Genomic DNA, 10,900 nt, shown 5'->3' with positions numbered 1-10,900 from the left:
GGGGGAACCCACTCCGCGGCGCCGCCGCCGTGTCCGCCCCGGAGCGTCCACCCACGGGGAGGGCGGCCGAGCGGCGGACCGCCCTCCGGACGGGCGGGTTGAGTGGCCGTCCGGAGCGCCACCGCGTGGTGCGACCAACATCACGCGATCGACACGCGCCTGCCGCAGGGCCCGTGGAACCGGCACCGCGGGTATACGAACCGGTTCCCGGTCCGCTCCGCGCTTCGCGCGCCCCCGCAACAAGCCTTGGCCCCGCCCGTCGGAGGCGGTACCTTCTCGGGCGACAACTGAAATCGACGGTGCGTGGAAGTCCGGTGAGATGCCGGCACGGTCGCGCCACTGTGAATCGGACCCTGCAGCCTGCCGGGACCGAAAGTCAGACCCGCCTCCGTCGCTCGTGCTCCACCGAACGGGACGCGTGTTCCCAAAGGAGGTCGGCCATGGCTCACCCCATCGCCCCCGCCGCTGCGCCGGCGATCACCCCCATCTCGCTGAAGACCATCCTGCCGTGGGCGGTGTTCTTCACCATCCTCATGCTGGCCCTCGTCTACTTCGTCGGCGCCGAGCAGGGCGCGACGTCCCTCATCTCCGGCGAGGACGTGCACGAGTGGGTGCACGACGGCCGGCACCTGCTCGGTTTCCCCTGCCACTGACGGGGGCCGCGTGAACTCCGCAATCGTCAGAGGCCTCCTGGTCCGCGGCATGCTGGCCGGGCTCGCGTCCGGCCTGCTCGCCCTCGTCGTCGCCTACTTCCTCGGTGAACCGCGCATCGACGCGGCCATCGCGTACGAGGAGTCGCACTCCCACGAGCACGAGATGGAGATCGTCAGCCGGTCCCTGCAGTCCACTGCGGGCCTGGCCACCGGTGTCCTGGTGTTCGGGGTGGCGCTCGGCGGCATCGCCGCCCTCGCCTACTGCTTCGCCCTCGGCCGCGTCGGCCGCTTCACGCCGCGCGCCACCGCGGCCCTGCTGTCGGCCGCGGCGCTCGTCGCGGTCTACGTGGTGCCGTTCCTCAAGTACCCGGCCAACCCGCCGTCGGTGGGCGACCCGGAGACCATCGGCAAGCGCACCACGCTGTACTTCCTGATGACGGCCCTCAGCGTGCTGCTGGCCGTCGCCGCGGTGATCGTCGGCAAGCGCCTCGCCCCGACCCTCGGCAACTGGTACGCCACCGTGGTGGCCGCCGCCGGCTTCGCCGTCGCGGTCGGGCTCGCGTACGCGTTCCTGCCCGCGGTCAACGAGGTCCCGGAGGACTTCCCGGCCACGCTGCTCTGGCAGTTCCGCGTCGCGGCGCTCGCCGTTCAGCTGACGCTGTGGACGTCCTTCGCCCTGGTCTTCGGCCACCTGGCCGAACGGCTGGTCAACCCGAAGCCCGCCACCGCGACCACGGCCGCGGGCACCTCCCCGGAGGCGGCCCCCGTGGCCTGACGTCCGACCGGCACGGCAGCACGGCACCACCACCGACGGCCGGTGGGAGCGACCCCGCGTCGCCCCCACCGGCCGTCGGCCGTACCGACCGGCCGTGTCGACCGGCCCGGGCGCCGTCCGCGGGCCGGCCCGGCTCGGATCAGCCGGGGTTGACGATGACGGACACGCCCCAGCCGATCGCCGCGAGGACGACGGCGAAGCACAGGACGGCGACCGCGACGTGGAGCGGACGGGCGGCCGGGGCCCGGCCGGGGCGGTCACCCTCCCCCGCCGGGGGGTTGAGGACGCGTACGCCGACGGCGAAGAGTGCGGGCAGCCCGGCTCCGGCGAGCAGCCCCACCACGACGATCTTCCAGAGCGCGTTCAGGTTGATCCAGGAGTCCATGCGGCTCACCTCGCCTGCGGGGGGTGCGGGACGGCTCGGGGCGGGTCCGACACGTCCTGGGAGCCGTCTTCGAAGGGCGCTCGGGTGGTCGGTCCAGGGGCGCGCGTGGGGGCACCTGCGTGGCATCCGTACGCCTTTGACGACACGTCCTAGTCCGTCCATGCGGCGTTGACGTTCTCCGGGGTCACGGCCGGGTGCCGGGAGGCGACGTAGAAGGCGACCGAGGCCAGCACCAGCACCGCGAAGACGACGCCCACACCGGCGGTGCCGCCGATCCCGTTCGCGACCCAGTAGGCGAGGGCGCCGACCACGGCCGCGGCCGGAAGGGTGATCAGCCAGGCCGCCACCATGCGGTGGGCGATGTGCCAGCGCACGACCGCGCCCTGTCGGCCCACCCCCGAGCCGAGGATCGAGCCGGTGGCCACGTGGGTGGTGGAGAGCGAGTAGCCGAAGTCGGTGGAGGCGAGGATGACCGCGGCGGAGGCCGACTCGGCGGCCATGCCCTGCGGCGCCTCGATCTCCACCAGCCCCTTGCCGAGCGCCCTGATCACCCGCCAGCCGCCGATGTAGGTCCCGAGCGCGATCGCCACCGCGCAGCAGGTGATCACCCAGCTCGGGGCGCTCGCCCCCGCGTGCAGCGAGCCGTTGGCGATCAGCGCCAGGGTGATGACGCCCATGGTCTTCTGCGCGTCGTTGGTGCCGTGGGCGAGCGAGACCATGCAGGCCGAGCCGACCTGGCCGAGTCTGAAGCCGTGCCGCCGCGGGCCCTCGGCCGTGCGGCGGGTGATCCGCAGGACGAGGTAGGTGCCGAGCGCGGCGACCGACCCGGCGATGAAGGGCGACAGCGCGGCGGGCACGATCACCTTGGCGACCAGGCCCTGCCATTTGACGGCCGAGGCTCCGGCCGCCGCCATGGTCGCCCCGATCACCCCGCCGACCAGTGCGTGCGAGGAGCTGGAGGGGATCCCGAAGTACCACGTGGTCAGGTTCCACAGGATGCTGCCGGCCAGGCCCGCCATGACCACGGTGAGGGTCACGTCGGCGCTGTCGACCAGTCCGCTCGCGATGGTCGCCGCGACCGCGGTCGACAGGAAGGCGCCGACCAGGTTGAGGACGGCGGAGACGGCGACCGCCGCACGCGGCCGGAGGGCTCCGGTGACGATGGAGGTCGCCATGGCGTTGCCGGTGTCGTGGAATCCGTTGGTGAAGTCGAAGCCGAGCGCGGTGGCGACCACCAGCGCCAGGACTGCGTCGTTGCCGGTCACGTGTACGAACGTATCCGCAAGCCCCCCGCCCCGCTCCACGACACTCGGGCGTGTCGCCCGTCGACGCGCCGATCGTTCGTGCCGGGACCTCCGCGCTCCCGGGGCGGGGCCGTTCGGTGACCGGGCGTCACCCGTCCGTCACGGTCTCCCCGTGGCGACGGGCCGTTCGCCGCACGTCACTGCAGGGCGGCGGCACGGCGGTCGAGGACGGCCAGGGCGCGCCGTCCCCAGCGGATGTTCTCCTCCTCGAAGGCGAGGCCGCGCAGCAGCGTGAGGTAGGGGCCGATGCGCTCGGCACCGGCGAGGAACTCGTCCTCGGTGCGGTCGTCGAGGAGCCGCGCCCGCAGCCGTTCCCAGCGGGCGATCTTCGCCTCGGCCCAGGCGATCCGTTCGGCGACGGCCGCCCGTACGGCGCCGGCGTCGCCCGCGTCCACCGCCTGCACCTTGACCATCAGCTCGTCGCGGATCGCGCCGGGGCGCAGCGGTTCGGCGGTGAACTCGCGCAGGTGCCGGCGGCCCTGCTCGGTGAGCGAGAAGAGCCGTTTGTTGGGGCGGCGTTCCTGTTCGACGACGCGGGCCCGGACGAGTCCCTCGGCCTCCATCCGGTCGAGCTCCCGGTAGAGCTGCTGCGGGGTGGCCATCCAGAAGTTCGCGACGGATGCGTCGAACTCCTTGGCCAGGTCGTACCCGGACGCCTCGCCCTCCAGCAGTGCGGCCATCACCGCGTTGCGCAACGCCATCCCGACAGGGTAGCGCCGCCGGTCCGGGCGCCTCTGGACAGCGGCCGGGAAACCCGCCTAGTCTCCTCCACACCTATTCAAAAAGTTGAATATCCCCCCCCACCCGGAGGTGGCCGGATGCACCCCTTCCGCGAGGCCGTCGAGCGGCGCGACCCGGCGGCGGTCGAGGCCCTGCTCGCCGAGGACGTCGTCTTCACCAGCCCCGTCGCCTTCAAGCCCTACGCGGGCCGGGCGATCACGGCGGCGATCCTGCGCGCCGTGATGCAGGTCTTCGAGGACTTCCGCTACGTCCGGGAGTTCGCGAGCGAGGACGGCCGCGGGCACGCGCTCGCCTTCACCGCGACGGTCGACGGCCGCCGGGTGGACGGCTGCGACTTCCTGCACCTGGACGAGGACGGCCTGATCGACGACTTCACGGTGATGGTCCGTCCGCTGTCCGGCGCCCACGCGCTGGCCGAGGCGATGGGCGCCCGGTTCGAGCAGATCACCCGCGAGGCGGTGGAGGCGTCGGCACGCTGACGCACGCGCGCCGGGGCGGGCGGTGCGGGGCACCGCACCGCCCGCCCCGGCCGTCCAGCGGCTTGTCGGGTTCAGCCCTCGGTCCGCTCGGTCATGCAGAGGACGTTCCCTTCGCTGTCCTTGAACCAGGCGGCCCGCATCCCCTCGGCCTCCGCGACGCCGTCGACCGTCTTCAGGCCGGGCAGGTCGTAGTCCTCGAAGGTGACGCCGCGGTCGCGCAGCTCCTTCATCTCGGCGTCGAGACTGGCGACCTTCCAACTGGCCAGGGTGTGCCCGGCCTGGCCGCCGTACGGCGTCTCGTACATCCCGAACCGGGTACCGCCGCACTCGAAGGTGACCTCGTGCTCCGCCTCCTCGGCGAGCGTGAGCCCCAGGGTGTCGCGGTAGAACGCCTTCGCCCGTTCCAGGTCGGCGGCCGGAACGACCGCGAACAGTGGCGCATCAGCAAGCATGTCCATCGCCTCCTCCTCCCAGGCTAGGCCCACCCCTCGGGATCGTGCCGGGTCAGCGGGCCAGGCCGTGCAGGAGCAGCTCGGCGAGGTGGGCGTAGGCGTCCGCGTCGGCCAGCCCGGTGGCGGCCGCCACCTGCCGCTGCTGGATCCGCACCATCACCGAGGTGATCACGTCGGCGGCGAAGGCCACGTGGACCTCGCGGAAGGCGCCGTCGGCGACGCCCTCGTCGATGAGCTCCTGCACCCGCCGGGCCGCGGCCCGGGTGTTGCGCTCGTACACCTCGGCGGCCGGCTCGAACGCCGCCACGTCGTCGAAGAAGCGGCCGGACACCGGGGAGAGTTCGGCGGCCACCGCCCGCAGGTACGCGGCGAGCCGGCCGGCCGGGTCGGTCTCGGCGGCGAGCGCCGCCTCCACCCGGACGGTCGCGCGGCGGAAGAAGTGCACCACGGCCGCCCGGACGAGCTGCTCCTTGCTGCCGGCCAGGCCGTACAGCGTGCGCTTGGAGCAGCGCAGCCGGGCGGCCAGGTCGTCCAGGGTCAGCTGGGCGAACCCCTCGGCGATCAGCAGGGCCGTCAGCTCCTCGAAGAGCTCGGTGCGGCGGGCCGCGCCGCGTCCGGTGAGCCTCGGGCCGTCCACGCTTGGGGTCTCGATCACCCGACCAGTATTCCAGGGGTGATCGCGCCGCCCGCCGCCGCACCGGCACCGCGGTACGGGCCGGCCCTCACCCGCGGCCCGGCCGCACGCACGGCGCGGACCGCCGCGGCGGCCCTACGCTCGGAAGGTCGGACACCGCAGGACGGGAGGCCGCCATGGGCGTCGATCCGGCGAGTACGGAACGGGGCGGGTACGGCGAGGCGCTGTTCGAGCCGTGGCAGCCCGGCGAGGGCGGGCGCATCGACCTGGGCGCGCTGGCCTACGACGGCACCACCCGCCGCAGGCTGCTCGCCGCCGGGGCCGGGCCGGGCGTCCGCTGCCTGGAGATCGGTGCGGGCACCGGCACCGTCGCCCGTTGGCTGGCCGAGGAGACGGGCGCCGCCGAGGTGCTCGCGGTCGACCGGGACGTCCGCTTCCTGGAGCCGCACGCCGGCGGGGCGCTGCGCACCCTGGCCGCCGACGTCACCGCGCCGGACTTCGACCCCGGCCGGTTCGACCTGGTGCACGCGCGCTTCGTGCTGATGCACGTCCCCGACCACCGGCGGCTGGCGGCCCGGCTCTGCGGGTTCCTGGCGCCCGGCGGCCGCCTGGTGCTCGGCGACGCGGTGGACCTCACCTCCGCCGGGCCCCCGGACACCCCGTACCGGCTGGCGATGCGGGCCATGTGGCGGGCGCTGCGGGAGACCATCGGCACCGACGTCACCTGGACGCCGCAGTACCCGCGGCTGCTGGCGGAACTCGGCCTGACGGACGTCGGGGCCGAGATCGCGGTGCCCCCGCTGACCCGCGGCAGCCCGATCGCGGAGTTCTGGCTGGACACCTGGCGGCGCTCCCGCCCGGCCGTGCTGGCCACCGGCCTGATCACCCCCGACCAACTGACCCGCGCGGAGCGGGCGCTGGCCGAGGGCACCGCGGCCGACCTCTCCCCCGGTCTGATCACCGCCTGGGGCCGCCGCGGCTGACCCGGCACCGGCCGGCCGCGGCCGCGGCCCCGGCGGTCACGCCCTCCCCTCCGGCCGGTCAGGAGAGCTCGTCCGGTCAGGACAGCCCGGCCGGGCGGCGGGTGAGGACGCGGAACTGCGGGCCGTACACACCGCTGCCGTCGGGCAGCGGGATCTCCATCAGGGCGAGGGCGGGCTCCTCCAGGGCGCGCATCGACCGGACGGCGCCGTCCAGCGCGTGCGGATCGCCGATCGCCCAGGCGCCCTCCAGGGCGTGCACCACCCGGCTGAACAGCAGGTCGAACCGGCCGAGCAGCCGGCCGGCCGCGGCCGGCGGGTCCGGCCAGCCGCCGGCCGGCACCACGCCCATCGGCCTGGCGTCGGGGAAGGGCACCGGGTCGCCGTCGTAGCCCCAGCGGTCGGCCGAGGCCACCACCCGGCGTTCGTGGAAGATCTCGCCGAAGGCGTAGTAGTGGGCGGGCGCACCGTGGCCCGCGGGGACGTCCGGGCTGGCCGAGGTGCCCTCGCCCTGCTCCTTGATCACCTCCAGCGCCTCGTCCACGTCCGCCAGGGTGGCCACCGGCCGCAGCACGTCGGGCCCGATCCGGACGGGCAGCTGGCCGGCCGTGTCAAGGGCCGGCCGGACCTCGTGGAAGGCGTCCTGCAGCGCGGTGTAGAAGGTGCCGATGGTCGGTCCGGACTCCCGGACGAGCGGCAGCTCCGGGGCCTCGATCGCCATCAGCACGTTCCTCACGTACGCCTTGGTCAGGCCGGAGAGGTACACGGTGAGGTCGGGGCGGACGCCTCCGGGCAGCGGGCCCGGGTAGCCGAGGACGGAGGAGGCGATCCGCGGCCGGCCGCCGACCGCGGTGAGCAGGTTGCAGGTCAGTCCCATGTGGAACATCTCGTCGCCGACGATGCCCTGGATCAGCCGGGCGGGCTCGCTCGTCCGGTCCTTGACCGACCACCAGGCGCAGAGGTACGGCGGGATGGTCGCGAGTTCCACGGCGACGGCGATCTGCAGGGCACGCCGGAGCCAGCGGACGTCCCGCGGGCCCGGCGCGCTCAGCAGCCGGGCCACCGCGTCGCCGTCGGCGGCCGGTGCGGGGACGTCAGTCGGGTCCGGGACGGCCGCCCACGGGTCCGCCGCCGGCGGGTACCCGGCCGTCGGGCGCCCGGCCGTCGGCAGGTCCGGCGGCGGGAGGGGCGGCGCCGCGGCGGCCTCCGGTGCGGGCAGCAGGGCGGGGACGGCGGCGAGGCCCGCCGATTTGAGGAAGCCCCGGCGCCCGATGGGTGTGCCCGGCGGCCGGGCGGGACCGTCCTCGGCTGCGTCGACCACGTGCGGCTCCCTCCCGACTGCGTCGCCCGGCTGCGGCTGCGCCGGTGCGACCCGAGGACCGGCCTCCCGGCCTCCGGGGCGGTCGGTCGTCGGACATCGGCTGAGACCGCCGACGCTACCCAGCGGGCCGGGGACGGGGCACGTACCGCCACCGTGTCCGGCCGAGCCGTCACCCGGGGAGAGCACCGGACCGGCCCCGCACGGCGCACCGGCGGGAGCGCCCGGTGGTCGGGCGGTGGTCGTGCGGTGACCGGCCCGTGCTCAGCCGGCGGACCAGGTGACGGCCGGCGGGCGGACGGCGGCGCAGAGCGGCTGCCCCCTGCCGTCGGTGAGCCCCAGCCGGGCGACCAGCAGTCCGGACGCCACCGCCGCCTCGACGGTCTCCGGGGCGACGGCGTCCAGCATCAGCTTGGCGCGGCGGAACATCGTGAAGCCCCCTGCCCCGTCGACCGTGCCCCAGGACAGGTGGACGAACCGGGCGTACGGACCGCCCTGGAGGTGGGGTCCGCGCAGGTCGACGCCGCGCGGTCCGCGGACGGCGGTGCACCGGAGCGTCCAGCTCGCCGACGGCGCGTCGCCGGGCTGCAGGCCGAGCAGGTCCTGCGGCCGGCCGCGGCGCGGCACCCCGACGTGGATGCCGGTCGCACCGGGGAGGGCCGGGCCGGGGGCGCAGTCGCGGCCGGGCAGGTCGGTGGCGTCGATCCGCAGTTCCATGCCGCCATCGTCCCGCGGCGGGCCGCCCGCCGGAACGCCCGCCGGAACGCCCGCCGGAACGCCGACGGGCCGGCCGCGGTGGCGGGCCGGCCGCGGTGGCGGGCCGGCCGCGGTGGCGGGCCGGCCGCGGTGGCGGGGTCGGCGCCGGTCAGACCGCCGGCGAGGGCTTGAGGACGACGAAGTCCGCGCCGTTCGGGTCCACGCAGACGGCGAGGCGGCCGACGCCGGGGGCGTCCTCGGGCTCCATCTGGAGGCTGCCGCCGTTGGCCTTGACCTTGGCGGCCGCGTCGTCGGCGTCCTCGACGGCGAAGACGGGGTGCCAGTAGGGCGTGCCGCCGGTGAGCACCAGGTGCTCGGGGGGCAGCTGCATCAGCCCGCCCTGCATCCGGTCCTCGGGCAGGCCGGCGGGGGTGATCAGCCAGTAGGTGCCCTCGACGCCGCCGGGCATCGGCATGGCCGAGGTCTGCCAGCCGAAGAGGGTGCCGTAGAACTCGCGGGCGGCCGCGGCGTCCGTGGTGTACAGCTCCGTCCAGTTGAGGCTGACCGGGTCGTCGACCATCTGCAGGCCGGGGTCGCCGATCGGCTGCCAGACGGCGAACTGTCCGCCGAGCGGGTCGGAGAACTGGGCCATCCGGCCTTCCTCGCCCGCGTCCGTCGGGGGGACCCGGACGGTGCCGCCGAGCCGCTGCACGGCCTCGGCGGCGGCGTCCACGTCGGTGGTCTTGAAGTAGATCATCCAGGCCGAACGGGCGCCTTCCTCGGTGAGCGGCCCGAGGCCGCCCACGATCCTGCCGTTGTGCTTGAAGGCGCGGAAGTCGCCGCCCTCCTCGTCGAAGGACTGGGTCTCCCAGCCGAGCACGGCGTTGTAGAAGGCGGCCGTCGCGGCGACGTCCGGGGCGCCGAGGTCGAGCCAGCAGGGGGAGCCGGGTACGAAGTCGGTAGTGATCACGTCTTCTCCCATCGAGAGTGCCACCGCGGCCCAGCCTCCCAGCGCCCGGCGGCCCCCGCCCGTCGGCACGCCCCCACCGGGCCGTCCGGGCGGGGGACGGCCGGCGGTGGGGGCTGCGGTCGACGGTGGGGCCCCGGCCGTGCGGGCGCCGGGCTACTCCACGAACTCGGCCTGCGGGAAGCGGCTCGACGGGCCGTCCAGCAGGTGGCTGTCGCGGTGGCGCAGCCCGAGGTCGAAGAAGGCGTCGACGTAGGCGCGCTGGGCCGCGACCGAGTCGGCCGGGTCGATGGTGCCGACCTGGGTCTGCACGGCGGCGGCCGGGACCCGTCCGGCGGCCGCGATCTGCGGCAGCTGCACCTGGAGGTCGGTGTACGAGAGGTGGCCGGCGCCGGTCAGCCGGATGTTGCGGTGCGGGCCGCGGAGGTTGGGCCAGAACGACTGCCAGTAGGGGTCGTCGTGCGTCCACTCGCCGCTGTTCATCAGCAGGAAGGGCCGGTCCAGTCCGTCCGCGACGACGCTGCCGACCGGTCCCTCCTCGCCGAAGTCCAGCCCGCCGTCGAGGTCGACCGCGGCGTCCACCCGGGGGTCGTCGTGCATCACCTGGGCGGCGGTGGCCCCGCCGAGCGAGTGGCCGGTCATGCCGACGGCGGAGAGGTCGATCCGGCCGGCCAGTCCGGTGGGGAGGCGGCGGTGCTCGGCGTCCGGGTTGCCGCCCCGGTCGAGCACCGCGAGCCGGTCCAGCACGAAGCGGGTGTCGGCGACCCGGATGTCGACGAGGCGGCGCGGTGCGGCGCCGGCCGCGGCGGGGTCGGCGGTCACCGTCCGGCCGCCGGGGAACTCCACGGCCAGCGACTCGTAGGTGTGGTCGATCGCGACCACCAGGTAGCCGCGGGAGGCCAGCTCCTCGGCGAGGACGGTGCCCTGGCCGCGCAGGCCGCCGGCGCCGGGCGAGTACAGCACGACGGGCAGGCGGTCCCGGCCGGAGGCGGCGGGCACGCCGGTGCGGGCGTGGGTGAGGGTGCCCGCCCAGTCGGCGGTGTCGGCGGGCAGGCCGAACTGCCGCTGCAGCGAGTCGGCGAAGGCGGCCGCGGTGCCGGTGGACAGCTGGGGCGCCCGTGCGCCCGTCCCGCCGGAACGGGCCGGGTACCAGAGCGTGACCATCAGCTCGCGGGAGCGGCCGGGCTGCCAGGGGTCGGTGCGGTTCTGGTCCACCAGGTGGAGGTCGGTCGTGCCGACCGCGTTCGGGCCGTGCGGCGCCGGAAGGGTCAGGTGCACGGGTGTGCTGGTAGGGGCGGGGTCCGCTTGGGCCACCGGGGCGGCGGCGAACGGCCCTGCCAGCGCGAGCAGGACACAGGCGGCGACCGTGGTGGACCGCCGGATTCGGTTCGTCGTCATAGCCGCACCCCATGCGGCGGGCCTTACCGATGAGTATTGGATTATGACGAACGCGGCTGCGGACAAGGCGGGCTGACGCCACCTCACGTGAAGTGTCGCCCGGGTGGCCCGCAACCCG

Annotated in this window: 13 protein-coding genes and 1 riboswitch; of the genes, 4 read left to right on the top strand and 9 right to left on the bottom strand. The window is 75.1% G+C overall.

Features of this window, described 5'->3' with window-relative positions; genetic code table 11:
• Positions 1 to 246: 246 nt before the first annotated feature.
• Positions 247 to 405: riboswitch (cobalamin riboswitch) on the top strand.
• A gap of 35 nt (positions 406 to 440) precedes the next feature.
• Positions 441 to 653: a CbtB domain-containing protein gene (locus tag AB0442_RS10230; RefSeq protein WP_344626466.1), complete on the top strand. Its 213-nt coding sequence runs from the start codon at positions 441 to 443 to the stop codon at positions 651 to 653.
• 10 nt (positions 654 to 663) lie between these two features.
• Positions 664 to 1,428, top strand: coding sequence for a CbtA family protein (locus AB0442_RS10225; RefSeq protein WP_366161956.1), 765 nt, complete (start codon positions 664 to 666; stop codon positions 1,426 to 1,428).
• Positions 1,429 to 1,567: 139 nt separating this feature from the next.
• Here the strand turns inward: AB0442_RS10225 and AB0442_RS10220 are convergent, their stop codons facing one another.
• The 3 genes from AB0442_RS10220 to AB0442_RS10210 all read right to left on the bottom strand — a co-directional run bounded on the left by AB0442_RS10220 (position 1,568) and on the right by AB0442_RS10210 (position 3,818).
• The gene (locus AB0442_RS10220) at positions 1,568 to 1,813 is read right to left on the bottom strand and encodes a hypothetical protein (protein ID WP_366161954.1); all 246 of its coding nucleotides are present in this window, start codon (positions 1,811 to 1,813) and stop codon (positions 1,568 to 1,570) included.
• 149 nt (positions 1,814 to 1,962) lie between these two features.
• The gene (locus tag AB0442_RS10215; protein ID WP_366161953.1) at positions 1,963 to 3,078 is read right to left on the bottom strand and encodes an inorganic phosphate transporter; all 1,116 of its coding nucleotides are present in this window, start codon (positions 3,076 to 3,078) and stop codon (positions 1,963 to 1,965) included.
• A 176-nt stretch (positions 3,079 to 3,254) separates the two neighbouring features.
• Positions 3,255 to 3,818, bottom strand: coding sequence for a PadR family transcriptional regulator (locus AB0442_RS10210; RefSeq protein WP_366161951.1), 564 nt, complete (start codon positions 3,816 to 3,818; stop codon positions 3,255 to 3,257).
• 117 nt (positions 3,819 to 3,935) lie between these two features.
• Here AB0442_RS10210 and AB0442_RS10205 point away from each other — a divergent pair, with 117 nt between their 5' ends.
• The gene (locus tag AB0442_RS10205) at positions 3,936 to 4,337 is read left to right on the top strand and encodes a nuclear transport factor 2 family protein (RefSeq protein ID WP_366161950.1); all 402 of its coding nucleotides are present in this window, start codon (positions 3,936 to 3,938) and stop codon (positions 4,335 to 4,337) included.
• A 71-nt stretch (positions 4,338 to 4,408) separates the two neighbouring features.
• Here the strand turns inward: AB0442_RS10205 and AB0442_RS10200 are convergent, their stop codons facing one another.
• Together AB0442_RS10200 and AB0442_RS10195 are read right to left on the bottom strand one after the other, a co-directional pair.
• The gene (locus AB0442_RS10200) at positions 4,409 to 4,795 is read right to left on the bottom strand and encodes a VOC family protein (protein WP_366161948.1); all 387 of its coding nucleotides are present in this window, start codon (positions 4,793 to 4,795) and stop codon (positions 4,409 to 4,411) included.
• Between the two features lie 46 nt (positions 4,796 to 4,841).
• The gene (locus AB0442_RS10195) at positions 4,842 to 5,444 is read right to left on the bottom strand and encodes a TetR/AcrR family transcriptional regulator (RefSeq protein ID WP_344626459.1); all 603 of its coding nucleotides are present in this window, start codon (positions 5,442 to 5,444) and stop codon (positions 4,842 to 4,844) included.
• Positions 5,445 to 5,599: 155 nt separating this feature from the next.
• On the opposite strand from AB0442_RS10195, the gene AB0442_RS10190 reads away from it, so the two are divergent.
• Positions 5,600 to 6,406 carry a class I SAM-dependent methyltransferase gene (locus AB0442_RS10190; protein ID WP_366161946.1) on the top strand — a complete coding sequence of 269 codons (807 nt, stop codon included), beginning with the start codon at positions 5,600 to 5,602 and terminating at the stop codon, positions 6,404 to 6,406.
• Between the two features lie 76 nt (positions 6,407 to 6,482).
• On the opposite strand, the gene AB0442_RS10185 is transcribed toward AB0442_RS10190, so the two are convergent.
• From AB0442_RS10185 to AB0442_RS10170, 4 genes are all read right to left on the bottom strand, one after another.
• Positions 6,483 to 7,724: a ferritin-like protein gene (locus AB0442_RS10185; RefSeq protein ID WP_366161944.1), complete on the bottom strand. Its 1,242-nt coding sequence runs from the start codon at positions 7,722 to 7,724 to the stop codon at positions 6,483 to 6,485.
• A 261-nt stretch (positions 7,725 to 7,985) separates the two neighbouring features.
• Positions 7,986 to 8,438 (bottom strand): DUF5990 family protein, encoded by a 453-nt coding sequence (locus AB0442_RS10180; protein ID WP_366161942.1) that lies wholly within the window; start codon positions 8,436 to 8,438, stop codon positions 7,986 to 7,988.
• Between the two features lie 148 nt (positions 8,439 to 8,586).
• Positions 8,587 to 9,387 (bottom strand): VOC family protein, encoded by an 801-nt coding sequence (locus tag AB0442_RS10175; RefSeq protein WP_366161940.1) that lies wholly within the window; start codon positions 9,385 to 9,387, stop codon positions 8,587 to 8,589.
• Between the two features lie 153 nt (positions 9,388 to 9,540).
• The gene (locus AB0442_RS10170) at positions 9,541 to 10,782 is read right to left on the bottom strand and encodes a lipase (protein WP_366161939.1); all 1,242 of its coding nucleotides are present in this window, start codon (positions 10,780 to 10,782) and stop codon (positions 9,541 to 9,543) included.
• Positions 10,783 to 10,900: the final 118 nt, after the last annotated feature.

This window comes from Kitasatospora sp. NPDC085895, from assembly GCF_040702125.1.
Lineage (GTDB): Bacteria > Actinomycetota > Actinomycetes > Streptomycetales > Streptomycetaceae > Kitasatospora > Kitasatospora arboriphila.
Note: the sequence above shows the minus strand (reverse complement) of the source record. Positions and strands in the feature narration are given on the sequence as shown.